The 26,988-nt window shown below is 72.7% G+C and carries 24 protein-coding genes and 1 pseudogene; 17 read left to right on the top strand and 8 right to left on the bottom strand.

Going from position 1 to position 26,988, the window contains the following annotated elements:
* The first annotated feature begins 129 nt into the window (after positions 1 to 129).
* The 6 genes from ACFWRO_RS04155 (at position 130) to ACFWRO_RS04130 (ending at position 7,050) form a co-directional block, all read left to right on the top strand.
* A complete protein-coding gene (locus tag ACFWRO_RS04155; protein WP_384504103.1) occupies positions 130 to 1,116 on the top strand; it encodes a 2-dehydropantoate 2-reductase in 987 nt (328 codons plus the stop codon).
* The gene (locus ACFWRO_RS04150; RefSeq protein WP_384504101.1) at positions 1,113 to 3,050 is read left to right on the top strand and encodes a molybdopterin oxidoreductase family protein; all 1,938 of its coding nucleotides are present in this window, start codon (positions 1,113 to 1,115) and stop codon (positions 3,048 to 3,050) included. The genes ACFWRO_RS04155 and ACFWRO_RS04150 overlap by 4 nt, the downstream gene beginning before the upstream one ends.
* Positions 3,031 to 4,881 carry an NADH-ubiquinone oxidoreductase-F iron-sulfur binding region domain-containing protein gene (locus ACFWRO_RS04145; RefSeq protein ID WP_384504099.1) on the top strand — a complete coding sequence of 617 codons (1,851 nt, stop codon included), beginning with the start codon at positions 3,031 to 3,033 and terminating at the stop codon, positions 4,879 to 4,881. Before ACFWRO_RS04150 ends, ACFWRO_RS04145 begins: the two co-directional genes overlap by 20 nt.
* A complete protein-coding gene (locus ACFWRO_RS04140) occupies positions 4,878 to 5,738 on the top strand; it encodes a 2Fe-2S iron-sulfur cluster-binding protein (protein WP_384504097.1) in 861 nt (286 codons plus the stop codon). Before ACFWRO_RS04145 ends, ACFWRO_RS04140 begins: the two co-directional genes overlap by 4 nt.
* 4 nt (positions 5,739 to 5,742) lie before the next feature.
* Positions 5,743 to 6,591, top strand: a complete 849-nt coding sequence (gene fdhD, locus ACFWRO_RS04135) for a formate dehydrogenase accessory sulfurtransferase FdhD (protein ID WP_384504095.1) — start codon at positions 5,743 to 5,745, stop codon at positions 6,589 to 6,591.
* 105 nt (positions 6,592 to 6,696) lie between these two features.
* The gene (locus tag ACFWRO_RS04130; protein WP_384504493.1) at positions 6,697 to 7,050 is read left to right on the top strand and encodes an ArsR/SmtB family transcription factor; all 354 of its coding nucleotides are present in this window, start codon (positions 6,697 to 6,699) and stop codon (positions 7,048 to 7,050) included.
* An 8-nt stretch (positions 7,051 to 7,058) separates the two neighbouring features.
* On the opposite strand, the gene ACFWRO_RS04125 is transcribed toward ACFWRO_RS04130, so the two are convergent.
* Together ACFWRO_RS04125 and ACFWRO_RS04120 are read right to left on the bottom strand one after the other, a co-directional pair.
* Positions 7,059 to 7,472 (bottom strand): (2Fe-2S) ferredoxin domain-containing protein, encoded by a 414-nt coding sequence (locus tag ACFWRO_RS04125; RefSeq protein WP_384504093.1) that lies wholly within the window; start codon positions 7,470 to 7,472, stop codon positions 7,059 to 7,061.
* Between the two features lie 366 nt (positions 7,473 to 7,838).
* Positions 7,839 to 8,864: a bile acid:sodium symporter family protein gene (locus ACFWRO_RS04120; protein WP_384504091.1), complete on the bottom strand. Its 1,026-nt coding sequence runs from the start codon at positions 8,862 to 8,864 to the stop codon at positions 7,839 to 7,841.
* A 251-nt stretch (positions 8,865 to 9,115) separates the two neighbouring features.
* Between ACFWRO_RS04120 and ACFWRO_RS04115 the strand changes: the two genes are divergently transcribed.
* The 7 genes from ACFWRO_RS04115 to ACFWRO_RS04085 all read left to right on the top strand — a co-directional run bounded on the left by ACFWRO_RS04115 (position 9,116) and on the right by ACFWRO_RS04085 (position 18,490).
* Complete coding sequence (locus ACFWRO_RS04115; RefSeq protein ID WP_384504089.1) at positions 9,116 to 9,982, top strand: LysR substrate-binding domain-containing protein; 867 nt, start codon at positions 9,116 to 9,118, stop codon at positions 9,980 to 9,982.
* 267 nt (positions 9,983 to 10,249) lie between these two features.
* Positions 10,250 to 12,079, top strand: a complete 1,830-nt coding sequence (locus tag ACFWRO_RS04110; protein ID WP_384504087.1) for an AMP-dependent synthetase/ligase — start codon at positions 10,250 to 10,252, stop codon at positions 12,077 to 12,079.
* A gap of 128 nt (positions 12,080 to 12,207) precedes the next feature.
* On the top strand, positions 12,208 to 13,485 hold the full coding sequence (locus tag ACFWRO_RS04105; RefSeq protein WP_384504491.1) for an ABC transporter substrate-binding protein: 1,278 nt from the start codon (positions 12,208 to 12,210) through the stop codon (positions 13,483 to 13,485).
* A gap of 13 nt (positions 13,486 to 13,498) precedes the next feature.
* The gene (locus tag ACFWRO_RS04100; protein WP_384504085.1) at positions 13,499 to 16,207 is read left to right on the top strand and encodes an ATP-binding cassette domain-containing protein; all 2,709 of its coding nucleotides are present in this window, start codon (positions 13,499 to 13,501) and stop codon (positions 16,205 to 16,207) included.
* Positions 16,204 to 16,959 (top strand): ABC transporter ATP-binding protein, encoded by a 756-nt coding sequence (locus tag ACFWRO_RS04095; RefSeq protein WP_384504083.1) that lies wholly within the window; start codon positions 16,204 to 16,206, stop codon positions 16,957 to 16,959. The genes ACFWRO_RS04100 and ACFWRO_RS04095 overlap by 4 nt, the downstream gene beginning before the upstream one ends.
* Positions 16,960 to 17,073: 114 nt before the next feature.
* Positions 17,074 to 17,868, top strand: a complete 795-nt coding sequence (locus tag ACFWRO_RS04090) for an aldo/keto reductase (protein ID WP_384504489.1) — start codon at positions 17,074 to 17,076, stop codon at positions 17,866 to 17,868.
* 136 nt (positions 17,869 to 18,004) lie between these two features.
* Positions 18,005 to 18,490 carry an RICIN domain-containing protein gene (locus ACFWRO_RS04085; RefSeq protein ID WP_384504081.1) on the top strand — a complete coding sequence of 162 codons (486 nt, stop codon included), beginning with the start codon at positions 18,005 to 18,007 and terminating at the stop codon, positions 18,488 to 18,490.
* 3 nt (positions 18,491 to 18,493) lie between these two features.
* On the opposite strand, the gene ACFWRO_RS04080 is transcribed toward ACFWRO_RS04085, so the two are convergent.
* Together ACFWRO_RS04080 and ACFWRO_RS04075 are read right to left on the bottom strand one after the other, a co-directional pair.
* Positions 18,494 to 19,426, bottom strand: coding sequence for a class I SAM-dependent methyltransferase (locus ACFWRO_RS04080; RefSeq protein WP_384504079.1), 933 nt, complete (start codon positions 19,424 to 19,426; stop codon positions 18,494 to 18,496).
* Positions 19,427 to 19,505: 79 nt separating this feature from the next.
* The gene (locus ACFWRO_RS04075) at positions 19,506 to 20,438 is read right to left on the bottom strand and encodes a cupin domain-containing protein (protein ID WP_384504077.1); all 933 of its coding nucleotides are present in this window, start codon (positions 20,436 to 20,438) and stop codon (positions 19,506 to 19,508) included.
* A gap of 82 nt (positions 20,439 to 20,520) precedes the next feature.
* On the opposite strand from ACFWRO_RS04075, the gene ACFWRO_RS04070 reads away from it, so the two are divergent.
* Positions 20,521 to 21,390, top strand: a complete 870-nt coding sequence (locus ACFWRO_RS04070) for an NmrA family transcriptional regulator (protein WP_384504075.1) — start codon at positions 20,521 to 20,523, stop codon at positions 21,388 to 21,390.
* On the opposite strand, the pseudogene ACFWRO_RS04065 reads toward ACFWRO_RS04070, so the two are convergent.
* Positions 21,359 to 22,334, bottom strand: a pseudogene (locus ACFWRO_RS04065) (helix-turn-helix transcriptional regulator). The gene ACFWRO_RS04070 and the pseudogene ACFWRO_RS04065 overlap by 32 nt on opposite strands.
* Before the next feature lie 39 nt (positions 22,335 to 22,373).
* On the opposite strand from ACFWRO_RS04065, the gene ACFWRO_RS04060 reads away from it, so the two are divergent.
* Positions 22,374 to 22,853, top strand: a complete 480-nt coding sequence (locus ACFWRO_RS04060) for a hypothetical protein (RefSeq protein ID WP_384504073.1) — start codon at positions 22,374 to 22,376, stop codon at positions 22,851 to 22,853.
* Between the two features lie 289 nt (positions 22,854 to 23,142).
* On the opposite strand, the gene ACFWRO_RS04055 is transcribed toward ACFWRO_RS04060, so the two are convergent.
* Together ACFWRO_RS04055 and ACFWRO_RS04050 are read right to left on the bottom strand one after the other, a co-directional pair.
* On the bottom strand, positions 23,143 to 23,898 hold the full coding sequence (locus ACFWRO_RS04055; RefSeq protein ID WP_384504071.1) for a methyltransferase domain-containing protein: 756 nt from the start codon (positions 23,896 to 23,898) through the stop codon (positions 23,143 to 23,145).
* A gap of 22 nt (positions 23,899 to 23,920) precedes the next feature.
* Positions 23,921 to 24,226: a 4a-hydroxytetrahydrobiopterin dehydratase gene (locus ACFWRO_RS04050; protein ID WP_384504069.1), complete on the bottom strand. Its 306-nt coding sequence runs from the start codon at positions 24,224 to 24,226 to the stop codon at positions 23,921 to 23,923.
* A gap of 90 nt (positions 24,227 to 24,316) precedes the next feature.
* On the opposite strand from ACFWRO_RS04050, the gene ACFWRO_RS04045 reads away from it, so the two are divergent.
* A complete protein-coding gene (locus tag ACFWRO_RS04045; protein WP_384504068.1) occupies positions 24,317 to 25,165 on the top strand; it encodes a helix-turn-helix domain-containing protein in 849 nt (282 codons plus the stop codon).
* On the opposite strand, the gene ACFWRO_RS04040 is transcribed toward ACFWRO_RS04045, so the two are convergent.
* Entirely contained in the window at positions 25,155 to 25,574 is a 420-nt protein-coding gene (locus tag ACFWRO_RS04040; protein ID WP_384504067.1) for a hypothetical protein, read from the bottom strand. The genes ACFWRO_RS04045 and ACFWRO_RS04040 overlap by 11 nt on opposite strands.
* A 275-nt stretch (positions 25,575 to 25,849) precedes the next feature.
* Here ACFWRO_RS04040 and ACFWRO_RS04035 point away from each other — a divergent pair, with 275 nt between their 5' ends.
* Positions 25,850 to 26,902 (top strand): mechanosensitive ion channel family protein, encoded by a 1,053-nt coding sequence (locus tag ACFWRO_RS04035; protein WP_384504065.1) that lies wholly within the window; start codon positions 25,850 to 25,852, stop codon positions 26,900 to 26,902.
* Positions 26,903 to 26,988 lie beyond the last annotated feature (86 nt).

The following is a 26,988-nucleotide window of genomic DNA, read 5'->3' as shown; positions in this document are numbered from 1 at the left end:
GAGACCGTGACAACGGACGTGCTGCGCCGCCCCTTGTCGACCCCTTATCCATACTGTAGACAATATTTCGTCGACACTACCTCTTCCGGTTCCCTCGAACGGTTCCCTCGACCGAACGGAGATCCGCACGTGAAGGTCGCAGTACTCGGCGCCGGTGCGATCGGCGCCTATGTCGGAGCCGCGCTCGACCGCGCGGGCGCCGACGTCCATCTGATCGCCCGCGGCCCGCACCTCGCGGCCATGAGGCAGCACGGCGTGCGGGTCGAGAGCCCGCGCGGCGACTTCACCGCCCGGGTGCACGCCACCGACGACCCGGCCGACGTCGGCCCCGTCGACTACGTCTTCCTGGGCCTCAAGGCCCACGCGTACGCGGCGTGCGGGCCGCTCGTCGCGCCGCTCCTGCACGACACGACTGCCGTCGTCGCCGCCCAGAACGGCATCCCGTGGTGGTACTTCCACCGGCACGGCGGCCCGCACGACGGCCATCGCGTCGAGAGCGTCGACCCGGGCGGCGCCGTATCGGCCGTCCTCGCCCCCGAACGCGCCATCGGCTGCGTCGTCTACGCGGCGACCGAACTGAGCGGCCCCGGTGTCGTCCGCCACCTGGAGGGCACCCGGTTCTCCATCGGGGAGCCCGACCGTTCGGCGTCCGAACGCTGCCGGACGTTCGCGGAGGCGATGCGCGCCGGGGGCCTGAAGTGCCCGGTCGAGGCGGAGTTGCGGCACGACATCTGGATCAAGCTGCTCGGCAACATCTCCTTCAACCCCATCAGCGCGCTCGCCCGGGCGACGATGCGTCAGATGTGCGTGCACAGCGGTACGCGGCAGGTGATCGAGCGGATGATGCACGAGACGCTCGCCGTCGCCGCGGCGCTCGGCTGCCGCCCCGACATCTCCGTCGAACGCCGGCTCGCGGGCGCGGAGCGGGTCGGCGACCACCGCACCTCCACCCTCCAGGACCTGGAGGCGGGCAAGCCCCTGGAGCTGGACGTGCTCCTCGCGGCCGTGGTGGAGCTCGCGGCCGTCACCGACGTACCGGTGCCCACGCTCCGTACCGTCCACGCCCTGTCGGACCTGCTCGCGAACCCGACCAGCCAGCCCAGGAGCATGGCATGAAGAACACGAGGAAGCCCAAGACGTACACCCGGCTCACCCACCCGCTCGTACGGGACGAGAAGGGCGGGCCGCTGCGGCAGGCGAGCTGGGACGAGGCCCTGGAGCGCGCGGCGGCCGGATTCCGGGCGGCGCGGGGCGCGTTCGGGATGTTCTCCTGCGCGCGGGCGACCAACGAGATGAACTACGTGGCGCAGAAGTTCGCCCGCGTGGTGATGGGCACGAACGACGTCGACTCCTGCAACCGGACCTGTCACGCACCGAGCGTCGCCGGGCTCTCGGCGGTCTTCGGCTCGGGCGGCGGCACGTCCTCGTACGAGGAGATCGAGCACACCGACGTGATCGTGATGTGGGGCTCCAACGCCCGCTTCGCGCACCCGATCTTCTTCCAGCACGTACTGAAGGGGATCCGGAACGGGGCGCGGATGTACGCGGTCGATCCGCGCCGCACCTCGACCGCGGAGTGGGCCGAGGGCTGGCTCGGCCTCGACGTCGGCACCGACATCCCGCTCGCCCACGCCGTCGGCCGCGAGATCATCCACGCGGGCCTGTACAACCGGGCGTTCGTGGAGCGGGCGACGAGCGGCTTCGAGGAGTACCGCGAGCTCGTCGAACCATGGACGCTGACGGCGGCCTCGAAGGTGACGGGCGTACCGGCCGCCGCGATACGGGAGTTGGCGCACGCCTTCGCCCGGGCCGAGCGGGCCCAGCTGTGCTGGACGCTCGGCATCACCGAGCACCACAACGGCACCGACAACGTCCGGGCGTTGATCAACCTGGCTCTGCTGACCGGGCACGTGGGGCGGTACGGCTCCGGGGTGCAGCCGCTGCGCGGCCAGAACAACGTGCAGGGCGGCGGCGACATGGGCGCCATCCCGAACCGGCTGCCCGGCTTCCAGGACATCCTGGACGCGGGGGTGCGGGCGAAGTTCGAGTCCTTCTGGGGCACGGAGATCCAGCCGCGCTACGGGCGGACGCTGACCGAGATGTTCGAGGCGATGGAGAGCGGCGAGCTGCGGGCCGTGTACTGCGTCGGCGAGAACCCGGCGCAGTCTGAGGCGGACAGCGCGCAGGCGATGGCGCGGCTCGCGAAGCTGGACTGCCTGGTGGTGCAGGACATCTTCCTGACAAGGACAGCCGAGTTCGCGGACGTGGTCCTGCCGGCGACGGCGGCCTGGTGCGAGACGGACGGCACGACGACCAACAGCGAGCGGCGGGTGCAGCGGGTACGGAAGGCGGTGCGGCCGCCGGGCGAGGCCCGCGAGGACATCGACATCATCTGCGAGCTGGCGCGGCGGCTCGGCCACGAGGGCTGGGCGTACGCGGACGCCGAGTCCGTCTGGAACGAGCTGCGGGCCGTATCCCCCGACCACTGGGGCATGACGTACGACCGTCTTGAGGAGCACCAGGGCATCCAGTGGCCGTGCCCCGACCTGGAGCGGCTCGAACCGTCCTTCCTGCACGGCAGGTTGTGGGAGTCGGACCCCGAACGGCGAGGCATGCACGCCCCGTTCGGGCTGGTCCGGCACGACCCGCCGGTGGACCTGACGGACGAGCGCTATCCGATCCGGCTGACGACCGGGCGACGGCTCGACTCGTACAACACCGGGGTGCAGAGCGGGAGTTTCGCCTCGCCGCTGCGGCGCGGGGAGTACGTGGAGCTCTGCCCGGAGGACGCGGAGCGGTACGGGGTCGCGGTGGGCCAGGAGGTCCGGGTGACCTCGCGGCGGGGGTCTGTGGTGGCGCCGGTGTGGGTGGATCCCGCGCTGCGGCCGGGGCTCGCGTTCATGACGATGCACTTTCCGGACGAGGTGGACACCAACCAGCTGACGATCGAGGCGAACTGTCCGATCGCGGGGACGGCGGAGTTCAAGGCGTCGGCGATACGGATCGAGACGATCGAGAGGGTGGGCTCCGATGGATCTGCGCTTCGGTGACGGCAAGCCGTCGGACGAGGAACGGGAGGCCGTGGACGCGCTCCTCGGCCCGCCGGAGTCGGCGTGGGAGGGGGCGGACGACCGCTCGGCGGCGGACCTGCGCTGGGCGCGGGGCGGGCGCGAGGCCCGGGAACGCCGGGACCTGCTGCTGCCGGGGCTGCACGCGCTCAACGACCGGGTGGGGTGGATCAGCGAGGGGGGCCTGGCCTATCTGTGCCGCCGTCTGACTGTGCCGCCGGCGGAGGCGTACGGGGTGGCCACGTTCTACGCGATGTTCGCGGTACGCCCGCGCCCGGCGCAGGTCCTCCACGTCTGCACGGACCTGGCGTGCGTGGCGCGCGGATCGGCGGCCGTGACGTCGGGCCTGGAGGCAGAGGGCGTCTCCTTCACCCCGAGCCCCTGCCTGGGCCTGTGCGAACGGGCCCCGGCGGCGCTCCTTGTACGGGCGGGGGTGGACGCGGCGGGCGGGGGCGCCACCGGCGGGGGCTCCACGGCGGGGACCAGCCCGCCCGCACGCCTGGCCCGCGTCGTCGCACCAGCCGCGGTCGGTGAGCTCGCCGAGGTCTCGCGGGAGCCCGAGTCCGCCGCGCCCGAGGCAGACGCTGTCGTGGCCGTACCTCAGGCCGGTGGCACCGCCCTCCCCCTCCTCGCCCGCGTCGGCGTCGTCGACCCTTCCAGCGTGGACGACTACCGGGCGCACGGCGGATACGGCGCGTTGCGGCGGGCGTTGGCGCTCGGGCCCGCCGGGGTGATCCGGGAGGTCACGGAGTCCGGGCTCGTCGGGCGGGGTGGGGCCGCGTTTCCGACGGGGCGGAAGTGGCAGGCGACCGCGTCACAGGCCGACGGCCCCCACTACGTCGTGTGCAACGCCGACGAGTCGGAGCCGGGCACCTTCAAGGACCGGGTCGTCATGGAGGGCGACCCGTACGCGCTCGTGGAGGCGATGACCGTCGCCGGGTACGCGGTCGGCGCGCACCGGGGGTACCTCTACATCCGGGGTGAGTACCCCCGCGCGTACGAGAGGCTCGCCCACGCCGTCACGGAGGCCCGTGCCCGCGGGCTGCTCGGCGACGACGTCCTCGGCAGCGGTTTCGCCTTCGACATCGAGATCCGGCGCGGCGCGGGCGCGTACATCTGCGGCGAGGAGACCGCCCTCTTCAACTCCATCGAGGGCTACCGCGGCGAGCCCCGCTCCAAGCCGCCGTTCCCGGTCGAGAAGGGGCTCTTCGGCAAGCCCACCGCCGCCAACAACGTCGAGACGCTCGTGAACGTGCTGCCGATCCTGACCCGGGGCGCCGAGGCCTTCCGGACCTCCGAGACCAAGCTCTTCTGCGTCTCGGGCAACGTCACCCGACCGGGCGTGTACGAGCTCCCGTTCGGCGCCACCCTCCGCGAACTCCTCGACCTGGCCGGGCCGCCCGAGGCCCTGCGCGCGGTCCTCCTCGGCGGCGCGGCGGGCGGCTTCGTCCGCCCCGACGAACTGGACATCCCGCTCACCTTCGAGGGCACCCGCGCCGCGGGCACCACCCTCGGCTCGGGGGTCGTCCTCGTCCTCGACGAGACCGTGGACCTGCCACGCGTCCTGCTGCGCATCGCCGAGTTCTTCCGGGACGAGTCCTGCGGCCAGTGCGTGCCCTGCCGGGTCGGCACGGTCCGCCAGGAGGAGGCGCTGCACCGGATCAAGGAACGGACGGGCGCCGCCGCGGCCGCCGACATCGCCCTCCTCCGCGAGGTCGGGCAGACCCTGCGCGACGCCTCGATCTGCGGTCTCGGCCAGACCGCGTGGAACGCCGTCGAATCCGCCATCGACCGACTGGGGGTCTACCGATGACCACCGTTCCGCTCGCCCCGCCCCGCCGCCTCCTGGAGTTCACCCTCGACGGCGCCCCCGTCCGCGTCCCCGAGGGCGCCACGATCCTCGACGCCTGCCGCGCCGCCGGTACGGACGTGCCGACGCTCTGCCACGGCGACACGCTCACCCCGAAGAACGCCTGCCGGCTGTGCGTGGTCGAGGTCGAAGGGGCGAGGACCCTCGCCCCGGCCTGCTCGCGCCGCGCCGAGCCCGGGATGGTCGTCCGTACCGACACACCGCGCACCCGGCACAGCCGCAAGGTCGTCCTGGAGCTGCTCGCCTCCTCGGTGGACCTCTCGACCACCCCGGGCGCCGCCGAGTGGATCAAGGAGTACGGGGCGGAGCCCGACCGCTTCGGCCCGGAGGCGCGCCGCCTGGGCGAAGAACCGCGCGTCGACAACGACCTGTACGTCCGCGAGTACGACAAATGCGTCCTCTGCTACAAGTGCGTCGACGCCTGCGGGGACCAGTGGCAGAACTCGTTCGCGATCTCGGTCACCGGCCGCGGCTTCGACGCCCGGATCGCCGTGGAGCACGACGGGCCGCTCACCGAGTCCGCGTGCGTGTACTGCGGCAACTGCGTCGAGGTCTGTCCGACGGGCGCGCTGAGCTTCAAGCGGGAGTTCGACATGCGCGCGGACGGCACCTGGGACGAGGCGGCGCAGACGGAGACGACGACGGTCTGCGCGTACTGCGGGGTGGGCTGCAACCTCACCCTGCATGTTCAGGACAACGAGATCGTCAAGGTCACCTCACCGCACGACAACCCGGTGACCCATGGCAACCTCTGTATCAAAGGCCGTTTCGGCTTCCAGCACGTACAGAATCGGGTGTAACCACATGGGACGGGTCACCGAACGACGGCGCGTCATCCGGATCCGGGGCGCGGCCGTCAACGAGCGCCCGGACACGCTGGTGGCCGAGGAGCCGCTGGAGATCCGGCTGAACGGCAAGCCGCTCGCGATCACGATGCGCACGCCCGGCGACGACTTCGCGCTCGCGGCCGGGTTCCTGGTCAGCGAGGGCGTGCTCGGCGCCGCGTCGGACGTGCGGAACATCGTGTACTGCGCGGGCGCCAAGGACGACGGGACGAACACGTACAACGTGGTGGACGTCCAGCTGGCGCCCGGCGTCCCCGTCCCGGACATCACTCTTGAGCGGAACGTGTACACGACGTCGTCGTGCGGGCTGTGCGGCAAGGCCAGCCTGGACGCGGTCCGCACCACGGCCCGTTTCCCGATCGCCGACGCTCCCCCGGTCCGGCTGACGCCCGAACTCCTGGCCCGCCTCCCCGACCGGCTGAGGGCCGCGCAGCGGGTCTTCGACCGGACCGGGGGGCTGCACGCGGCGGCGCTGTTCTCCGAGGACGGCGAGCTGCTCGACGTACGGGAGGACGTGGGCCGGCACAACGCGGTGGACAAGCTGGTCGGCCGGGCGCTGAGCGACGGGCGGCTTCCGCTGTCCCGTGCGGTCCTGCTGGTCTCCGGACGGGCCTCGTTCGAGCTGGCGCAGAAGGCGGTGATGGCCGGCATCCCTGTGCTCGCGGCGGTCTCGGCGCCGTCCTCGCTCGCCGTGGACCTGGCCGCGGAGACGGGCCTCACGCTGGTCGGCTTCCTGCGCGGGCAGGACATGAACGTGTACGCGGGCGAGCACCGGATCGCCCTCGGGGCCGCGGCCGCGCACGGCTGACCGGCCGCCGCCCGCCACACGGGTCGGGCCACCGGCCGGCGGGGAGCGCCCCCTGCGCCGGCCGGCCCCGCACCTCTCGTACCTCTCGTACCTCTCGTACTGCGGCTGTCAGCTCCCCGCGACTCCCGCCGGGCCGATCAGGCCCCGCGACTGGCGCCGGGCCGATCAGCCCCCCGCGACCGCCAGCAGCAGCTTTCCCGTGCTCGCCCGCGCGCCCATCAGCCGGTGCGCCTCGGCGGCGTCCTCGAGAGCTCCGCCGAGTGGTCACGGAGCTGCGGCAGCTTCGACGTGCCCGTCGGGAAGGCGGCGCTCAGCCACCACTTCTCCGTCCTGCGCGGGGCGGGCCTGGTCGAGCAGCGCGACGAGGGCCCCCGGCGGGTCAACCGGCTCCGCCGGGCGGAGTTCGAGGCCCGCTTCCCGGGCCTGTTGGCGCTGGTGCTGCGCGCCGAGCCCCGCTAGGACGTACGTCAGCGTCGGCGGCGGGCGGGCGTGGCGGGTGCCACGGCCGGTGGGTCGATCAGCTGGAGTGCGAGGGTGGCCGAGGGTTCGGCGAGGCCGGGGCCGCCGGCGGCGGTCCAGGTCAGGATGTCGTCGAGGCAGTCCTCGTCGGTGACGAACGCGATCCAGGCGGCGCGCCCGCCCCGGCGGCGGCCCTCGGTGGAGGGCTGGACGACGACGATGTTGGCCTGCGCGCAGGGTCCGAGACAGTCGCTGGTACGGACGGACAGCCGGCCCCCGGACTCCTCGGCCGCGCGTCGGAGCCGGGCGAGCTGACCCGCGTGGTCGACGCCCGGGTTCTTGCCCGCGTCACCGCAGCAGCAGCCGCGGCAGACGACCAGGGAGCAGGGACGGGCGCCGTACCGTATCGGGACCGGGGTCACCGGCGTCCGTCCGGGGCGAGGGCGAGGACCGGTGCGCTGTGACCGGGAACGAGTGCGGGCATGGGGGAAACGGTAGCGGGCCGGTCGATCTTCACCAGGGGGCGGGGCAGGAACCGGCCACGCCGGGTGCTCGCCACCCCGGCTGCCCGCCGAGCTCTGCCCGGGAAGCGGAGGCACCCGGGTGCTCGCCGCCACGGGTGCCCGCCGGCTGAGCCCGGGAAGCGGAGACCCGAACCCGCCACCCCGGGGTACCCGCCGGCCCAGCCCGGGAGGCGGGGGCGCGAATCCACCCACCCCGTGTGCCCCGCCGCGCTCAGCCCCGGGAGGTGGGGGCGTGAACCCACCCACCCGGGTACCCCGCCGCGCTCAGCCCGGGCTCGCCGCCACCGCCGGGCGTGCCTCGGGCGTGGGGGTCTCCTCCGGGTCCCGTGCGCGGCGCTTGGCTATCACTGCGCAGACCATCAGCTGCATCTGGTGGAAGAGCATCAGCGGCAGGACAACCATCGCGGCCTGCGGCCCGAAGAGCACGCTCGCCATCGGGAGCCCGGCCGCCAGGCTCTTCTTCGAGCCCGCGAACTGGATCGCGATCCGGTCGCCCCGGTCGAAGCCGAGCCGCCGCGCGCCGAACCAGGTCAGCGACAGCATCGCGGCCAGCAGCACCGCCTCGACCACGAGTAGCAGCCCGAGCCGCGCCGGGGTGACCTGGTGCCAGATGCCGGCGACCATGCCGTGGCTGAAGGCCGTGTAGACGACGAGCAGGATCGAGCCCCGGTCGACGTAACCCAGCACCTTCTTGTTCCGCAGCACGAACCCGCCGACCCAGCGCCGCAGCAGCTGCCCCGCCAGGAACGGAACGAGCAGCTGGAGCACGATCTGCGTCAGCGAGTCGGCGGAGAAGCCGCCCGCCGTGGAGCCGATCAGCAGCGCCGCGAGCAGCGGGGTGAGCACGACCCCGGCCAGCGAGGAGAACGAGCCCGCGCAGATCGCGGCCGGGACGTTGCCCCGGGCGATCGAGGTGAACGCGATCGAGGACTGGACGGTGGACGGCACCAGGCAGAGGAAGAGCAGGCCGCTGTAGAGCGGGGGCGTGAGAACGGCCGGGACGAGTCCCTTCGCCGCGAGCCCGAGGAGCGGGAAGGCGACGAAGGTGGCCGCCAGGACCGTGACGTGGAGCCGCCAGTGCCGGAGCCCGTCCAGCGCCTCACGGGTGGAGAGCCGGGCGCCGTAGAGGAAGAAGAGGAGGGCGATGGCTGTCGTCGAGGCGCCGTCGGCGACCGTCGCGGCGCCGCCGGACGCGGGCAGCAGGGCCGCCAGGCCCACCGTGCCGAGGATCACCAGGATGTACGGGTCGATCGGCAGCCAGGACGGCAGGAGGGTCGTACGGCGGCTCATGTGCTCGTGCTCCACTGCTTCCGGGTCGAAGGTGCTTCCGGGTCGAGGTGCTTCCGGGCCGGACGTGCTTCCGGGCCGGAAGTGCCTCCAGGTCGGAAGTGCCTCCAGGTCGAGAATGCTTCCGGATCAAGAGTGCTTCCGGGGCGAAAGATCGTGCCTCCCCATCCTGCTCCCCGCGGCGGCGATCGGGAATCCCGTACAGCGCTCTGACTGCCATCACGGAACGCGATAACCCGCGCTAGCCTGGCCCTATGTACGATCCGGCCCAGCTCCGCACCTTCCTCGCGGTCGCCGAGACCCTCAGTTTCACGCGGGCCGCCCGCCGGCTCGGCGTCCGGCAGTCGACGGTGAGCCAGCACGTGCGGCGCCTGGAGGACGCCACGGGGCGACCACTCTTCGACCGTGACACCCACAGCGTGGAGCTGACCGAGGACGGCGAGGCGATGCTCGGCTTCGCCCGGACGATCCTCGGCGCCCACGAGCGGGCCGCCGCGTTCTTCACCGGGACCCGGCTGCGGGGCCGGCTGCGCTTCGGGGCCTCGGAGGACTTCGTGGTGACCCGGCTGCCGGAGATCCTGGAGTCGTTCCGGCGCGAGCACCCCGAGGTGGACCTGGAGCTGACCGTCGAGCTGTCCGGGACGCTCAACGCGCGGCTCGAAGCGGGGCGGCTCGACCTGATCCTGGCGAAGCGGCGCGCGGAGGAGAGCGGGGGCGAGCTGGTCTGGCGGGACGCGCTGGTCTGGATCGGCGCGCCGCGACTGCGGCTCGACCCGGAGCGTCCCGTGCCGCTGATCGTCTTCCCGCCGCCCGGCATCACCCGGGCCCGGGCGCTCGAAGCCCTGGAGGCGCAGGGCCGGGCGTGGCGGATCGCCTGTACGAGTTCCAGCCTGAGCGCCAACATCGCGGCGGCCCGCGCCGGCCTGGGCGTGATGGCGCACACCCGTGGCCTCGTCCCGCCCGGTCTGGCGCGGCTGCCGGCCCGGGCGGGCCTGCCGGACCTGGGCGACGTCGACTTCGTGCTGCGTACCGGCCGTCGGCCAGGTTCGGCCCAGGAGGCGGCCGGCGCGCTGGCCGCCGCGATCCTGGCGGGCGGCGTCCGCCTCCACCGGCCCGACTGATCCGGCCCGACTGACCCCTGCGTCTCTCCCCGCCTCGCGCGAACGGTGAGCGGCCGGTACAGATTCCGTGGAGATTGCATACCGGGCTACTTACCCAACAGTCAGTAACCGCCCTCCGCACTCCCTCAGTTGCCCTCTCAAACTCCCCTGACCTGTGACAACACCCAATGTCCCGGCTTGGTGAAGGCCCTCCCGCCCGTCGGCCCCGTGGGGTACCGTCACCCGCGCCGTACGGAGCGCGACATCGAGCGTTCGAGGAGCAGGTCATTGCGCGAGTTCACCGTGCCGCCCATCGAGGCGGCGCCTCAGGTCGGCGGTCTGGCGGACGCCGTGTTCGACCGTGCCGAGCAGACCCCCGACCATGTCGCGCTCGGCCGCAAGGACGCCGCCGGGCAGTGGCGTGACGTGACGTCGGCGCAGTTCCGGGACGAGGTGCTCGCGCTCGCGAAGGGCCTGATCGCGCACGGCGTACGGTTCGGGGACCGGGTCGCCATCATGGCCAGGACCCGTTACGAATGGACCCTGTTCGACTTCGCGCTGTGGTCGCTCGGCGCCCAGTCGGTGCCGATCTACCCGACCTCCTCGGCCGAGCAGGTCTACTGGATGCTGTACGACGCCGAGGTCACCGCCTGCGTGGTGGAGTCCGAGGACCACGCGATGACGATCGGCTCGGTCGTCGACCGGCTGCCCCGGCTCCAGCGACTCTGGCAGCTGGACGCGGGCGCCGGCGCGGTCGCCGAACTGACGGCGGCGGGCGCCGAGATCGACGAGGACGTGGTGCAGCGGCACCGCCGGGCGGTGACGCCCGAGTCGGTGGCGACGATCATCTACACCTCGGGCACCACCGGCCGCCCCAAGGGCTGCATCATCACCCACTCCAACTTCATGTTCGAGACGGACATGCTGACTGGCCGCTGGGAGCCGGTCTTCCACTCCAAGCCCGGCGACGAGGTCTCCACGCTGCTCTTCCTGCCGCTCGCCCATGTCTTCGGGCGGATGGTGGAGGTGGCGGCGATCCAGAGCGGGGTGAAGCTGGGCCACCAGCCCGTCCTGCAGGCCGCCGCGCTCCTGCCGGACCTGGCGGCCTTCCGGCCGACGTTCATCCTGGCCGTGCCGTACGTCTTCGAGAAGGTCTTCCACGCCGCCCGCCGCCGGGCGGAGAGCGAGGGGAAGTTGGGGCCCTTCGACAAGGCGGTCGAGGTGGCGGTCAAGTACGCGGAGGCGGCGGAGCACAAGGCCTTCGGGCTCGGCCCCGGCCCGTCGGCGGCGCTGCGGATGCAGCACCAGTTCTTCGAGAAGGTCGTGTACGGCAAGGTCCGCGAGGCCATGGGCGGGCGGGTCCGGCACGCGATGTCGGGCGGCTCGGGCATGGACCGGCGGCTCGGGCTCTTCTTCGAGGGCGCCGGGGTGACGATCTTCGAGGGGTACGGCCTGACGGAGTCCTCGGCGGCGGCCACCGCCAATCCGCCCGAGCGGGTCAGGTACGGGACGGTCGGGCAGCCGGTTCCGGGGACGACGGTGCACATCGCCGACGACGGGGAGGTGTGGCTGCACGGCGGCCAGATCTTCTCCGGGTACCTCAACAACCCGCAGGCGACCGCCGCCGTCCTCAACGCCGGCTGGCTGGCGACCGGGGACCTGGGGGCGCTCGACGAGGACGGCTATCTGACGATCACCGGGCGGAAGAAGGAGATCCTGGTGACCTCCAACGGCAAGAGCGTCTCGCCGGCGGGTCTTGAGGAGCGGGTACGGGCGCATCCTCTGATCGCTCAGTGCATCGTGGTCGGCAACGACCGGCCGTACATCGCCGCCTTGGTGACGATGGATCAGGAGGCGGTGGAGCACTGGCTGGCGATGCAGGGACGGCCGCCGCTGCCGCCCGCCGAGTTGGTGCGCGACCCGAGCCTTGAGACGGAGATCCGCAGGGCCGTCGTGGCGGCCAACACCCTGGTCTCGCAGCCGGAGTCCATCCGGACGTTCCGCATCCTGGCCCATCCGTTCAGCGAGGAGCACGGCCTGCTCACCCCCTCCCTGAAGCTGAAGCGGAAGGCGATCGAGCAGGCGTACGCGACGGAGGTCAACGCGCTGTACGGCTGATCGGAGCGGCAGTCAACCACTTCTGACACATCATCAATTGACGTTGCATCAGTTATTGACCCTTCATCAGCACGGTCACAGAATGCGGTCACCCGACGGAGGGACGACCGACCGTGCTGCGACCGACCGTGCTGCGACCGATCCGCACCCTCGCCGCCGCCGCGGCGGCCCTGCTCCTCGCCACCGCCTGCAACTCCGCCTCCACCGGCGGTACTTCGGAGAAGCCCGGCACGTCCGGCTCCTCCGGCGCCTCCGTACGCGGAGTCACCGCCGACACCGTCAAGGTCGGCGGGATCGTCTCGATGACGACCGCTAGCGGCTACTCCAAGAAGGACACCGACCTCGGAGCCCGGGCCCGCTACGACCGGGCCAACGCCGAGGGCGGGATCAACGGCCGGAAGATCGACTACCTGGGCGCCGAGGACGACGGCCAGGACCCGGCGAAGAACCTCGCCGCGGCCCGCAAACTCGTCCAGCAGGACAAGGTCTTCGCGGTCTCCCCCATGAGCTCGGTCACCTTCGCCGGAGCCGACTTCCTCAATGACCAGAAGGTCCCGACCGTGGGCTGGGGCACGCTCCCCTCCTTCTGCGGCCCGGAGTACATCTACGGCTTCAACGGCTGCCTCGTCCCCACCCCCGGCGGCACCCTCAACCAGACCTGGCCCGAGGGCCTCGCCGCCGTCCTCGGCGGCGCGCGCGGCAAGTCGGTCGCGCTGATCGCGGGCGACAACGACGCCGGCAAGTTCGGCATCCGTACCTTCACCCAGGGCTTCAAGTCGGCCGGTTTCCAGGTCCCGTACGCCAAGGCCGTGGTGCCCGCGACCTCGATGCCGAGCGACTGGTCGGCCTACACGAAGGAGATCCTGCGCTCGGGGCCCGGCGGCGGCGCGCCCGACGCCGTCGTCTCCGTGATGCAGACGCCGTACAACATCGGCCTGTTCACCGCCCTCAAGCGCTCCGGCTACAAGGGGATCCTCACCGACCCGACGGACTACGACCCCGGGCTGCTCGCCAAGGACGCGACGAGGCAGGCGCTCGACGGGGTGCACGTGCTGCTCCAGTTCCAGCCCTTCGAGGCGGACAGCCCTGCGATGCGGCAGTTCAAGGAGGACATCAGGAAGGCCGCGGGCGGCAAGGACATCCCCCTGAACATGCACATGCTCACCGGATACATGAGCGCCGACCTCTTCCTCTCCGTCGCCGCCAAGGCCGGCAAGGACCTCACCGTCGAGTCCTTCCAGAAGGCCGCGTCCGGGTTCTCCGACACCGGCACTCTCGTCGGCGACCGCGCCCTGCCCAAGGGGCAGAAGGAGAGCTTCGGCTGCGGGTCGCTGGTCCGGCTGAAGAACGGGCGGTACGAGGTCGCCGTGCCGTTCAAGTGCTACCCGCCGATCCCGTTCGGCTGAGGGGCGCGTTCGCGTGGGTGACCTGCTGGGCTTCGTCCTCAGCGGCCTTGTCTCGGGCGCGCTCTACGCGCTGCTCGCGACCGGGCTCGTGCTCTCGTACTCCGCCTCCGGGCTCTTCAACTTCGCGCACGGCGCCACCGCGTACCTGTGCGCGCTGGCGTTCTACGAGCTCCACTCCGGTTTCGGCTGGCCGGCCGTGCCCACCGCCCTGCTCCTGGTGTGCGTGGTCGCGCCCGGCCTCGGCTGGGGGCTCGACCGGCTGATGTTCCGGAAGCTGGCAGGCGTCGGCGAGACCGCGCAGATCGTGGCGACGATCGGTCTGCTGGTCGCCCTGCCGGCGGCCGGGCTGTGGGCGGTCGAGCTCCTGGAGCGGGCCGGGGCACCGGTCCTGCCCGCCGAGAACCAGTTCGGGCTGCCGGGCGTCGGGCCGAGCCCGGCGGTGTCCTGGCAGCTCCTCGACGGCGTCGGCATCGACTCCGACCAGCTCATCACCTGGGTCGCGACGGCGCTCGCCGCCGCCGGTCTCTGGGTGCTGATGCGGCACACCCGGCTCGGGCTGCTGCTCCGCGCGGCCGTCGACAACCGCTCGCTGACCGAGCTGCGCGGCATCAGCGCGGACCGGCTGTCCTCGATCGCCTGGATGCTGTCCTCGGGCCTCGCCGGGCTCGCCGGGGTCCTCGCGACCCCGCTGCTCGGGCTCTCGGCCCACGACTACACCCTGTTCCTGTTCGTCTCGGCGACGGCGGCGGTCCTGGGCCGCTTCGCGTCCGTGCCCCTCGCGTTCGCCGGCGGCCTCGGCCTCGGGGTGCTGCAGAACCTGGTGGCCGGGTACTCCTCGTTCGCCGAGGACATCACCGGTTTCCGTACCGCCGTCCCCTTCCTCATCCTCTTCGCCGGCCTCGTCGTGCTCGCCCAGCGGCGGCGCGCGGCGGGCACGGCGGCGGCGGACCCGCCACCGGTGGACTACCTGGCCGGGAAGGGCTGGGGCCGTCGTTGGGGTGCGTGGGTGGTGGGCGGTGTGCTCCTCGGTACGGCGTTCTACACGGTCACCACGCCCTTCTGGAGCGGCATCCTGGCCCAAGGGCTCGCCATCGGGCTCGTGTTCATGTCCTTCACCGTGGTCACCGGGCTCGGGGCGATGGTGTCGCTGGCCCAGGCGACGTTCGTGACCGGCGCCGCCCTGGTGGCCGGTCTGCTGATGAGCCACGGCTGGCCGTTCGTCGCGGCGGCGGCCGTCGGCACGGTCGCGGCGGCGGTGCTCGGCGCGGTGGTGGCCCTGCCCGCGCTGCGGCTCGGCGGCCGGTCCCTGGCGCTCGCCACGCTCGCCCTCGCCTTCCTGGCGGACCAGGTGCTCTTCCAACTGGGGTGGCTGCGCAACGGCGACACCGGCTGGGAGATCCCCCGGCCCGTCGTCGGCCCGGTGGACCTGGGCGACGACCGGGCGCTCGGGCTCGCGCTCGTGCTGCTCTGCGGCGCGGTGGTGGCGCTGCTGACCTGGCTGCGCGGCTCGCGGTGGGGCCGGGCGATCCTGGCGGTGCGTTCGGCTCCGGAGGCGGCGGCCGCGTCGGGCGTGTCGGTGGTCCGGACGAAGCTCCTGCTCTTCACGGTGTCGGCGGGGCTCGCGGGGTTCGGGGGCGTGCTCCTCGCCTCGTACAGCACGCGGATCACGGCGACGGACTTCACGGCCATGACGGGCCTGGTGTGGCTGGCCGTCGTGGTCGCGGCGGGCGTGCGGCGCCCGCAGTTCGCGGTGGTGGCGGGGCTCGTCTTCGCGGTGGTCCCGCACCTGATGGCGACGTACGTGACGGAGTCCGCGCACCTGCCGGTGATCCTCTTCGGCCTGGCGGGCCTCGCCCTGGCCAACGACCCGGACGGCTACTGCGCGGCCTGGCCGTCCCGGCGGGCGGCGCGGGCGGCTTCGTCGACTCCGTCGTCGGCTGCGGCGATTCCGGCGCAGGCATCGGAGTCCGTACGGGAAGCGGTACGGCCCCGGCAGCCGGAGGCGGGCGCCGCGCCCGACCGCGTACCCGCGCTCGAGCTGCGGGGCGTCCGGGCCGGGTACGGCGGCGCGGCCGTGCTGCACGGGGTGGACCTCGCGGTGCGCGGGGGCGAGGTGCTGGTGCTGCTCGGCCCGAACGGGGCCGGGAAGTCGACCCTGTGCCGGGTCGCGGCGGGCCTGCTGCGGCCCGCCGAGGGTCTGGTACGCGTACGGGGCGAGGACGCGACCCGGGACGCGCCGGTCGCGCGGGCGCGGCGCGGGGTGCGGCTCGCGCCCGAGGGGCGGGGGATCTTCCCGGGGCTCTCCATCGAGGAGAACCTGGCCCTGCACCTGCCGGCGGCCGAGGACCGGGACGCCGTCTACGCCCGCTTCCCCGTGCTCGCCGCCCGACGCGGCGTCCACGCCGGTTCCCTGTCGGGCGGGGAGCAGCAGCTGCTCGCGCTCGCCCCGCTCCTCCAGCACCCGCCGGAGGTCCTCGTCGCCGACGAGCCGTCCCTCGGGCTCGCGCCCCGCGTCGTGGACGAGGTCTTCGGCCTCCTCACCGAGCTCCGCGCGCACGGGACCGCGCTGGTCCTGGTCGAGGAGAAAGCGGCCGAGGTGCTCGCGCTGGCCGACACCGTCGCGTATCTCGCGCAGGGCGAGACCGCCTGGTCCGGGCCGAGGTCCGAGGTGGACCCGGACCGGCTCGCCGAGGCCTACCTGGGAACGGGAGTCCGCCGATGACCGCTGCCATGCTCCGCGCGAGCGGGATCTCCGTCCGCTTCGGCGGCGTCCACGCCCTGCGCGACGTGACGATCGACGTCCGGCCGGGCGAGGTCTGCGGCCTCATCGGGCCCAACGGGGCCGGCAAGACGACGCTCTTCGACGTCCTGTCCGGCATCCGGCGCCCGGACGCGGGCGGGATCTCGTACGCGGGGGCGGACATCACCCGCCGCTCCCCCGTGTGGCGGGCCCGCCACGGCATCCGCAGGACCTTCCAGCGCCAACAGCTCTTCGGGCAGTTGACGGTGGCGGACAACCTGGTCGTGGCCCAGGACTGGCGGGGCGGGGCGCGCCGGGGCGCACGCCACCGTGAGCGGGCGGCGGCCGTGCTCCACGAGTGCGGGCTCGACGCGCTGGCCGGTTCGTACGCGGGCGCGCTGCCCGTCGGGCAGGCCCGCATGGTCGAACTGGCCCGGGCCCTCGCCGACCCGCCCCGGGTCCTGCTCCTCGACGAGCCGGCGTCCGGCACGACGGTCGAGGAGCGGCGCCAACTGGCCGCCGTCATCCGGCACATGGCGGACGAGGAGAACTGCGCGGTGCTGCTCGTCGAGCACAACGTGGCCTTCGTGATGGAGCTGTGCTCGCGGGTCGTCGTGCTCGACCTCGGCCGGGTGCTCGCCGAGGGGACGGCCGCCGAGGTCCGGGCCGACCCGGCGGTCAGGGAGGCGTACCTCGGCTCGACCGCCCCGCAGGAGAGCGCTCACGGGGAATGAGATCGCCGGTGTCCGTGTTGACGTGGGGAGTACCACCCCCCGACACGTAAGGATCGACAGCACGTGAGCACGGACAACAAGGTCCCCTCCCTCACCCTGAACAACGGCGTGGAGATGCCGCAGCTCGGCTTCGGCGTCTGGCAGGTGCCGGACGACGAGGCGACCAGCGCGGTGACGACCGCGCTGGAAGCGGGCTACCGCTCGATCGACACCGCCGCGATCTACGCGAACGAGAAGGGCACCGGCCGCGCCATCGCCGCGTCCGGTGTCCCCCGCGAGGAGCTGTTCGTCACCACCAAGCTGTGGAACAGCGAGCAGGGCCTCGACTCGACCCTGCGGGCCTTCGACGAGTCGCTCGACAAGCTGGGCCTGGAGTACGTGGATCTGTACCTGATCCACTGGCCGGTGCCGGCGAAGGACGCGTACGTCGACACGTACCGGGCGTTCGAGAAGATCCTCGCCGACGGCCGGGCGAAGGCGATCGGCGTCTCCAACTTCCTTCCGGAGCACCTTGAGCGGCTGATCGGCGAGACCTCGGTGGTCCCCGCCGTCAACCAGATCGAGCTGCACCCGCACCTGCAGCAGCACGCCTCGCGCGAGGCGCACGCCCGGCACGGCATCGCGACCGAGGCCTGGTCGCCGCTGGGCCAGGGCAAGGGCCTGCTGGACGTCCCGGCGATCGTCGCCGTCGCGCAGAAGCACGGCCGCACCCCGGCCCAGGTGGTGCTGCGCTGGCACCTGCAGACCGGGAACGTGGTCATCCCGAAGTCGGTGACCCCGTCCCGTATCCGCGAGAACATCGACGTCTTCGGCTTCACGCTGGACGACGAGGACATGGCCGCGATCGCCGTCCTCGACGAGAACCGCCGCCTGGGCCCGAACCCGGCCGAGTTCAACGTCGGCGCCTGAGCGCGTACGGCCCGAGGGTGGGCGCCGGTTCTTCCGGCGCCCACCTCTTGATGTCCGCCTGCTCAGACCGCCAGGACGAGCTTGGCACGCGTAAGGCCCGACTCGACATCACCGCCAAGGAATAGGAGTTCGCACAGTGAGCAGTGCGAGCGGTTCGCCCACGCCGGTCGACGAGGGTCTCTACCGGGTACGGAACGTGGCCAGCGGGCTGCTTCTGGAGGTGTACGACGGGTCGAGCCGCAGCGGCGCCAACGTGCAGCAGGGCAAGGAGAACGGCACGCCGGGACAGCACTGGCACATCCTGCCCGTGCCCAACGGCGGCGGCCTCTACCACCTGGTGAACGCGGCCAGCGGCAAGCGGCTCGACGTGGCCAACGCCTCGACGGAGAACGGCGCCAACATCCAGCAGTGGAAGGCGAACAACTTCGGCGCGCAGGAGTGGATCATCGAGCAGGACCTCCAGTCGCCGGGCACGGTCGCGCTGGTGAGCTTCATCAGCGGGCTGCTGCTGGAGGTCGAGGACGGCTCGATGGACGACGGCGGGAACGTACGGCAGTGGGAGGACACCGACTCCCCTTCCCAGTGGTGGCAGTTGGAGCCGGTGTCCGTGCCTTCCGTCTGAGTCTCAGCCCTTGCGGGCGGTGTGGACGGTGGAGGCGGAGAGCATGAAGAGGTCCGTGCGGTGGTGCACGGAGAGCGGGTCCGCCGGGTCGAGGAGCCGGTCGAAGCTCGCCCGGTCCTCGGCGTCGAGCCGCTCGGAGAGCGGCTCCCGCAGCCGGGTGAAGTGGGCGACGATCTGCTCCCTGTGGAGGGCGGGCACGGGCGCCGGGACGTCGGTGAGGAACGTCCGGGTGCCGCTCGGGGTGAGGCCGGCGGCAGCGAGGAGCCCGCGCCAGTCGTCCGCCTCGTCCTTGCTGTCCGGGAGTTCGGCCCGCATCTGGGCGAACCAGTCGGCGTGCGCGGCCTCGATCCTGGTCTCCAGGCCGGGCCGGCCGAAGCCGATGTTCGCGGGCAGGTGGCGGGCGTAGAGCCCGCCCTCGACGAGGGCGATCAGGCCGCCGGGCCGCAGCAGTCCCGCGAAGGAGGCGAGGGCGGCGCGCTGGTCGCCGATGTGGTGGGTGGAGTTGCCGGCCCAGATCAGGTCGGCCTCGCCCAAGGCGTCGAAGTCCGCGGGGAGTTCGGCGCGCAGGGTGGTGACGCGGCCGGCCAGGCCCTTGGCCTCGGCCCGCCCGAGCGCCCGCTCCAGGAGCTCCGGGCTGGCGTCCACGGCGACCACCTCGGCGAGCGGGAAGGCCTCGGCGAGGAGGACGGAGATCACCCCGGGGCCGCTGCCGACGTCGAGGGCCCGGCGGACACCGACGGCCGGGACGAGCTCGCCGAGCCAGTGGGCAGCCCGGGTGTAGAGGGGGCTGTGGATGTCGGCCTGGCGCTCCAGGAGCGGCGCCATCGCGGCCCAGTCGAGGTGGGTGGCGTGGTGGTGGCCGCCCTTGTGGTCGTGGCCGTGGTGGTGCCCGGGGGCGTGCTCGCGGTCGTCGTGCCCGTGCGTGTCGTGAGTCATGGCGCCAGCCTGCGGGCGCCACGCGAGAAACGCGAGATTTCTTGCCGTTCCGGCAACAGGGTTCACCCCCGCCGCCGGGCTACCCCCGCCGCCGGAACTCCTGCGGGCTGACCCCCTGGACCCGCTTGAACGCGGCGCTCAGCGCGAAGGCGCTGCTGTAGCCGACCTGCCGGGACACGGACTCGACCGTCGCGTCCGTCTGCCGCAGCAGGTCGGCGGCGCGCGCGAGCCGCCAGCCGGTGAGGTACGCCATCGGCGGCTCGCCCACCAGATCGGCGAACCTGCGGGCGAGCCCGGCTCGCGAGACGCCCGACTCGGCCGCGAGCGAGGAGACCGTCCAGGGGTGGGCCGGGTCGTTCTGCAGGAGGCGCAGGGCGCGGCCGACGACGGGGTCGGCCATGGCGCGGTACCAGGCGGGGGCCTGCGCGCCGGGCCGGGAGAACCAGGCCCGTACGGCGGCGATGAGGATCAGGTCGAGGACCCGGTCCAGGACGACGCTCTGCCCGGGTTCATCGCGGGAGATCTCCTCGTCGAGGAAGGGCATCAGCGGGCAGTTCCACACGTCGGTGGGCAGGTGCAGCAGGGGCGGCAGCGCGTCGAGGAGGCGGCGGCTGACCTCGCCGCCCATCTGATAGGTGCCGACGAGCACGGTGTTCGCGCCGTCGAGGGCGTTGCCCCAGGTCCGTACACCCAGGTGCATGGACTGGGCGAGCGGCTCCCCGCTGAGGGTGGTGCACACGCCGCCGGGGCCGATCCTCGCGCGGGGCGGGGCGTCGGGCGCGTCGGCGACGGTGTACGGCTCCGGGCCCCGCGCGATCGCGACGTCACCGGGGCGCAGCAGGACGGGATCACCCCGGTCGGGGACGATCCACGCCTCGCCGTCGGTGACGCACATCAGGCAGAGCGGCGCACGGTCCTCGATCCGTACGGACCACGGCGACTCCATGATCATCCGGAGCAGGAAGGCCCCTTTGGCCCGTGGTCCGTCGAGGAGTCCGGCGAGAGCGTCCATGGAGCGCAAGGGTAGACGCACGCGTATGGGAGTGAGTCCGTGGAGCATGGGATGCGGGGCCGGATCCCGCCAGTCTTGAGCCATGACGAAGAACACGAACAACACGCGGACCACGGACGAGAACACGAACACGAACCGTACGGGCACGGTCCTGGTGACGGGTGCGACCGGCAAGACGGGCCGCCGGGTGGCCGAGCGGCTCGAAGCGCGCGGCGCGACCGTACGAGCGGGCTCCCGGTCCGGCGCGACCCCCTTCGACTGGGAGTCCGTCGACACCTGGGCCCCGGCGCTGCGGGGCGCGGACACGGCGTACGTCAACTACTACCCGGACCTCGCCGCACCGGGCGCGGCCGAGGCGATGCGGACCTTCGGCGAGCTCGCCGCGGCGAACGGGGTGCGGCGGCTGACGCTGCTGTCGGGGCGCGGCGAGCCGGACGCGGTCCGCGCGGAGGAGGCGCTGCGTGCGGGGCTCGGCTCCTCGGGCGCCGAACTGACCGTCGTACGGGCCTCGTTCTTCGCGCAGAACTTCACGGAGGGCGCTCTGGCGGACGGGGTCGCCGCCGGCACCCTCGCCTTCCCGGCGGGCGAGACGGCCGAACCGTTCATCCACGCCGACGACTTGGCGGACGTGATCGTGGCGACGCTGACCGAGGACGGCCACGCGGGCCTGCTGCACGAGGTGACGGGCCCGCGGCTGCTGACCTTCGCGGAGGTGGCGGCGGAACTGTCGGCCGCGTCGGGCGTCAAGGTGTCGTACGTCCCGCTGACCGAGGGCGAATACGCCTCCCTGCTCCAGGCGTTCGGCCTCCCGGCGCCGGAGGCGCAGTGGCTCTCGGCGCTCTTCACGATGCTGCTCGACGGCCACAACGCGGCGGTGACGGACGGGGTGAAGCGGGTCCTGGGCCGCGAGCCGCGCGACTTCACGACGTTCGCGGCGGAGGTGTGGGCGTAACCCCGTACCGGTCCGCCAGTCGGGAGACGGTCTCGGCGAGTCGGTCACGGAGTTCGACCGGCTCGAGGACCTCGATGTCCGCGCCCAGGGCGAGAATGGCGTTGTGGGCGTGGGCGATCGACTCGATGGGGAGGGTGGCGCGGATCAGGCCGCCCGGCTCCGGAATTCCGGTGGCGGCGAGGGCCCGCGCCGCCTCGCCGGTGAGGCGCTTCGCCCCCTCCGGGGAGATCAGGACGAGGGCGTCGCCGCCGTGCAGCCGGGCGCGGAAGGCGACTTGGTGGGCGGCCCACCAGTCGGGCAGCGAGAAGTCCTCGGGGATGTCGAACTCCTCGTCGGTAACGTCGAGTTCGAGGATCTGGTCGACCCGGTACGCACGCGGTCCTGGGCCCGCGACCAGGTACCAGCGGCCGGCCTTGAGGACCAGGCCGTACGGTTCGAGGCGCCGGTCGACGTCGGTGGGCTCCTTCCAGCGGCGGTAGCGCGCGGCCAGGACGCGGCCCGCGCGCACGGCCTCGGCAACCTGGGGCAGGAACGGCGCGTCGGTGTTCTCCGCGTACCACCCGGGCGCGTCGATGTGGAACCGGGACCGCAGCCGGTCGACGTGGTCGCGCAGCGGCGCGGGCAGGGAGGCGCGCAGCTTGAGCTGGGCGTCGACGAAGTGGGCGCCGAGCCCGAGTTCGGCGGCGGCGCCGGGGATCCCGGGCCAGGAAGAGCGCCTCGGCCTCCCCGGCGTAGAGGTCGGTCAGCCGGGAGAAGCGGTGGCCGGCGAGCAGCTGGTAGCCGCCGGCGTCGCCGTAGAGCGGCACACCGGCCGCGTGCAGGGACTCGACGTCGCGGTAGACCGTCCGTACCGACACCTCCAGCTCGTCGGCGAGCTGGGCGGCGGTCATCCGGCCCCGGGTCTGGAGCAGGAGGAGGATCGAGATGAGACGGCTGGACTTCACTGACACAAGGTGTCAGTGAAGCACTCCTACCGTCCAGCCATGGCTTTCGCAGAGAAGTTGCTCTTCGTGCCGCCGCCGATCGAGGTCGCGGGCCGGCACGTCAAGCGGTACCACGTCACCCACGACCCGGCGGGCATCGCACCGGAGGTGGAGAAGGCGGCGTACGCGATGCTGCCGGAGATCCTCCCCGAGCCCGACGGCACGCCGGCCGCGTCCTTCGTGGTGCTGCACCGGGGCGGCGACACCGGCGCGTACCTGAACGTGTACAGCTGGGTGTGGGACAACGTGATCCACTTCGCCGGCGCGGCGGCCGGCCAGCCGGTCCTGGGCTGCCCGGACACGGACCCCACCCGCTTCGTACGGACGGAGCTCCGCTGGATCGGCTGCGTCTGGGAACTGCCGCCGATCCACCACGAACGGAACGCCTGGGTACGGCACATCCTGACACCGGACTCCCCCGACCTGGACGCCTATGTCCGCGATTCCCTTCCCGAAGGCACGACGGGAGACCTCGCATGACCACCGACCGGGGCTCGACCGTTCAGCGGGCTGACGCTCCGGCTGTACGAGCCGGACACCGGCGAGTGGACCCTGAACTGGTCCGACAGCCGCACCGGCCGCCTCGATCCGCCGGTCAGGGGCCGGTGGGCCGAGGACGGTACGGGAGAGTTCCACGGCGAGGACAGCTACGCGGGCGAGGCCGTACGGGTGCGCTTCCGCTGGTCGGGGATCTCGGCCGACACCGCCCGCTGGGAGCAGGCGTTCGCGCTCGACGGCGGGGAGTGGGTGACGAACTGGGTGATGGAGTTCAGCCGCCCGTGACCGGCCGCCGGAAGGACACGAGCCGGTAGGCGGGGTCTGCGCGGGGGCGGTCCTGGTCGGGCAGTTCGGCGAGTTCGGCGACGAGCGCGTCCGTGGTTCCCGGCGACCCGTCGAACCAGGAGGCGTAGTAGCCGCGCCGCAGGTTCTCCGCCGTGCGGCGCGGCGTGGTGCCCTGGCCGTGTCCGGGGAAGCGGGTGGCGCACGCCGGGGCGAGGCCGTGGGCGGCGGCGGTCGCCGCGATCCGGTCGCCCCGGTCGGAGGCCCGTTCGTGGGAGCGGTACGGAGCGAGGACGCGGTCGATGTCGCTGCCGACGTCGTGGGCCGCGTCCTTGTCGACCGTGGCGACGAACACCCCGCCGGGGCTCAGCACCCGGGCGGCCTCGGCGACGATCGCGGCCGAGAACGGCACCAGGTGCAACAGCCAGACGGCGCTGACGACATCGACGGCCCCGTCCGCGAGAGGCAGCGCGCGGGCGTCGGCGAGAACGACCCCGCCCCCGACCCGCTGGGCCGCCTTGCGCGCCATCCCGGCCGCCGCGTCCGCGCCGAACACCCACAGCCCCGGACGGACCAGCCGCTCGGTGACGAGCCCGGTCCCGCAGGCCAGGTCGAGCAGGGTACGGGCCCCGGGCGGCACGAGCCGCAGCACGGCCCCGGCCGCCGCCTCGGCCCGAGGCACCCCGCCTCGCGTCTCGTCGTACCGCTCCGCCTCGGCGTCGTAGTCCAGCGTGGTCTCCCCCATGGGGAGACCGTAGTGCCCGGTTTCAGCTCGCCCCGTGGCCCGGGGCGATGTCGTCGACGCGGGTGGCCAGTTCGAAGTCCTTGTCGGTGACCGCGGGGCCGGCGGAGTGGGTGTTCACGGAGAGGGCGACGGTGTTGTAGCCGAGCGTCAGGTCGGAGTGGTGGTTCAGTTCCTGCTGGATCTGCGCCACGTGGACGACCATCGCGGTGGCCGCGAAGTGGTCCCCGAGGCGGTACGTGCGGGTGATCCGGTCGTCCGCGAGGGACCAGCCGGGGAGCTCGCGCAGCCGGTCCTCGATCTCCTTCTGCGACAGCGGCTCTGTGGCCATGTCCGTACTCCCTCGGGTCGGGTTGCTGACGGTGACGATACGGGCCCCTTGAGTCGATACCCGGACCGACACCTGGGATAGCGTCGGAGCATGACATCGGTCGGAACGAGCACCGGAACAGGCACCGGAACGGGCCGCGCAGTGGACACCGGCGTGGGAGCCCTGTTGCGCGGCTGGCGCGAGGAGCGGCGGCTGAGCCAGTTGGAGCTGGCGCTGCGGGCCGATTCCTCGGCCCGGCACATCTCCTTCATCGAGACGGGCCGCTCCCGGCCGAGCGAGCAGATGGTCCTGCGCCTCGCCGAGCACCTGGACGTGCCCGTGCGCGACCGGAACGCGCTGCTGCTCGCCGCCGGTTACGCCCCCCGCTACCGGGAGTCGACGCTCGACGACCCGCGCCTGGACACCCTCCGCGAGGGCATCGAGCAGCTGCTGCGCGGCTACGACCCGTACCCGGCGCTCGTCGTGGACGGCTCGTACACGGTGGTGGCCGCCAACGAAAGCATCGGGCTGCTGCTCACCGGGCTGCCGGAACACCTGCTCACCCCGCCCCTGAACGCGATGCGCATCACGCTGCACCCGGAGGGGCTCGCGCCCCGGATCAGGAACCTGCGGGAGTGGCGGGGCCATCTGCTGGCCCAGATGGAGCGCCAGATCGCCCTGTCCCGCTCGCAGCCGCTGCGGGAGCTGTACGAGGAGGTGGCGGCGTACCCGCTTCCCGAGGGCGGCGCCGCGGACCCGGACGACCGGGAGGACCCGGAGCCCTACCCGTACTTCGCGCTGCCGCTGCGGATCGAGCACGACGGCCGGGTGCTTTCGTTCGTGTCGTCGATCTCGACGTTCAACACCCCGATGGACGTGACCGTCGCCGAGCTGGCCATCGAGACGCTGCTCCCGGCCGACCCGGAGACGGTCGCGTATCTGCGCGCGCTCAGCTCGTAGCGGCCGCCCGCAGCGCCGACCACTGGAGGCCGGCGAAACCGGCGACGGTGGCGGCCTGGACGAGGGTCCACACCACGCCCGCCGTGGTGGGCTCCAGCCAGGCGACGAGCGCGACGACGCTGAGCACGGTCCAGAGGACGTTGATCTCGACGACGAGCTTCACAGCGAGGACCGGGGGCTCCGCGCGGCTCGCGACCCAGGCGACACCGGCGGCGTACACGGCGAGCACGAGGCCGAGTTCGAGGAGCAGCGCGGAGTCGACGCCGAACAGCTCGCCGAGCGGCCCGGAGACGGCGAGGTAGGCGAGCCCGTTGGCCCCGGTGACCATGGCGTCGAGCGCGAGGAACCGGCGCAGCATGGACGTCGGCCGGGTGGTGCGGGAGAGTCCGGCGAGCAGGGCCTGGGACATGGTGGATCAGCCTCCATCGGGGACGTTCTTGCTGGTCGTGTGCTGGTCTGTGCTGGTCGTGGTCCCGGAGCTCGGCCGGAGTGCGCCGGCCGAGTTCCGGTGGACACCACGATGCCGCCGCGCCGGGCTCGGGTCGATTACGTGTGAGGTAAGGGCGAGAGGCCTCGCGCGCCGGGGTTTGGCGGGCCGTTCGGTGGTGAGGCGAGCAGGGCTGACCTGTACGCGTCCACGACTGATCGACTCGTCTACTCATCGACCGGGGAGCCCTGCGAACTATGGAGAGCCTTCTTCGTCTCGCGCTCGTGATCGGCGGTTCGGCGCTCTTGACCTTCGCCGTGGCCCGCGCGGCCGACCTGTTCCTGCGGCACGCGGACGCCCGCCATCCCGAGACGCCGCTCTGGGGGCTGCTGCGCCGGTGCCGCACACCGCTGTACGTCGTCCTGCTCACCGCCCTGCTCGGGTGGACCCAGCGCGCCTCGGACTGGGGGCCGTTGCGCGAGCACCGGGCGGGGGTCGGCCACGTCCTGCTGCTCTGCCTGATCGGCGGCGGCGCCTGGCTGGCGGTGCGGGTCGCGGCGGCCGTCGTCGAGTCCTCGTACGCGCGGTACGCCGGGCGGTCCAACGACCCGGCCCGGGTGCGCCGGGTCCGTACGCAGGTCACGCTCATCCTGCGCGTGGTGGCCGTCGTCGTCGGCGTGGTCGCCACGGCGGTGGCCCTGGTGACCTTCCCGGCCTTCCGCACCCTCGGCACGTCGCTGCTCGCCTCGGCCGGGATCATCGGCATCGTGGCGGGTGTCGCGGCGCAGTCGACGCTGGGGAACCTCTTCGCCGGGTTCCAGATCGCCTTCGGCGACATGGTGCGCATCGGCGACACGGTCGTGGTCGACGGTGAGTGGGGCGTGGTGGAGGAGGTGACGCTGACCTTCCTGACCGTACGGACCTGGGACGAGCGACGGGTCACGCTGCCCGTCTCGTACTTCACCTCCCGTCCCTTCGAGAACTGGTCGCGGGGCGGTGCGGAGATGACCGGCACGGTCTTCGTCCACTGCGACCACTCCACGCCCGTCGCGGCGATGCGCGCGCACCTCCGGGAGTTCCTGGAGACCTGCCCCACCTGGGACCGGCGGGGCTGGGACCTGGCCGTCACGGACACCTCCCCGACCGGGATAACGGTCCGCGCCCTGGTGACCGCGAAGGACGCCGACGACGTGTGGACCACGCGCTGCGCGGTGCGGGAGGAGCTCGTCGGCTGGCTGGTCCGCGAGCACCCGGCCGCGCTCCCGCGCGTCGTCACCGCGCCCGCCGTCGGTTCAACCCATCGTGGCTAGTTCTCGACAAGGAGTGAGCTCTTCCGCATGGCGACGGTCGCCGGGGGCAGAAATCGGATGGCACATCACAGCCCCTGCCCGAGGAG

The organism is Streptomyces sp. NPDC058579 (genome assembly GCF_042718575.1).
In the GTDB taxonomy this organism is placed as follows: Bacteria; Actinomycetota; Actinomycetes; order Streptomycetales; family Streptomycetaceae; genus Streptomyces.
The sequence above is the reverse complement of the archived record's forward strand: the minus strand, read 5'-3'. Positions and strand labels throughout refer to the sequence as shown.

Bases quoted from the DNA above. Each gene is read 5' to 3' on its own strand.
- ACFWRO_RS04150 (WP_384504101.1), top strand. From the start codon at position 1,113: ATGAAGAACACGAGGAAGCCCAAGACGTACACCCGGCTCACCCACCCG.
- ACFWRO_RS04145 (WP_384504099.1), top strand. From the start codon at position 3,031: ATGGATCTGCGCTTCGGTGACGGCAAGCCGTCGGACGAGGAACGGGAG.
- ACFWRO_RS04140 (WP_384504097.1), top strand. From the start codon at position 4,878: ATGACCACCGTTCCGCTCGCCCCGCCCCGCCGCCTCCTGGAGTTCACC.
- fdhD (WP_384504095.1), top strand. From the start codon at position 5,743: ATGGGACGGGTCACCGAACGACGGCGCGTCATCCGGATCCGGGGCGCG.
- ACFWRO_RS04120 (WP_384504091.1), bottom strand. From the start codon at position 8,864: ATGAGCCGCCGTACGACCCTCCTGCCGTCCTGGCTGCCGATCGACCCG.
- ACFWRO_RS04115 (WP_384504089.1), top strand. From the start codon at position 9,116: ATGTACGATCCGGCCCAGCTCCGCACCTTCCTCGCGGTCGCCGAGACC.
- ACFWRO_RS04095 (WP_384504083.1), top strand. From the start codon at position 16,204: ATGACCGCTGCCATGCTCCGCGCGAGCGGGATCTCCGTCCGCTTCGGC.
- ACFWRO_RS04090 (WP_384504489.1), top strand. From the start codon at position 17,074: ATGCCGCAGCTCGGCTTCGGCGTCTGGCAGGTGCCGGACGACGAGGCG.
- ACFWRO_RS04080 (WP_384504079.1), bottom strand. From the start codon at position 19,426: ATGACTCACGACACGCACGGGCACGACGACCGCGAGCACGCCCCCGGG.
- ACFWRO_RS04075 (WP_384504077.1), bottom strand. From the start codon at position 20,438: ATGGACGCTCTCGCCGGACTCCTCGACGGACCACGGGCCAAAGGGGCC.
- ACFWRO_RS04070 (WP_384504075.1), top strand. From the start codon at position 20,521: ATGACGAAGAACACGAACAACACGCGGACCACGGACGAGAACACGAAC.
- ACFWRO_RS04060 (WP_384504073.1), top strand. From the start codon at position 22,374: ATGGCTTTCGCAGAGAAGTTGCTCTTCGTGCCGCCGCCGATCGAGGTC.
- ACFWRO_RS04055 (WP_384504071.1), bottom strand. From the start codon at position 23,898: ATGGGGGAGACCACGCTGGACTACGACGCCGAGGCGGAGCGGTACGAC.
- ACFWRO_RS04050 (WP_384504069.1), bottom strand. From the start codon at position 24,226: ATGGCCACAGAGCCGCTGTCGCAGAAGGAGATCGAGGACCGGCTGCGC.
- ACFWRO_RS04045 (WP_384504068.1), top strand. From the start codon at position 24,317: ATGACATCGGTCGGAACGAGCACCGGAACAGGCACCGGAACGGGCCGC.
- ACFWRO_RS04040 (WP_384504067.1), bottom strand. From the start codon at position 25,574: ATGTCCCAGGCCCTGCTCGCCGGACTCTCCCGCACCACCCGGCCGACG.
- ACFWRO_RS04035 (WP_384504065.1), top strand. From the start codon at position 25,850: ATGGAGAGCCTTCTTCGTCTCGCGCTCGTGATCGGCGGTTCGGCGCTC.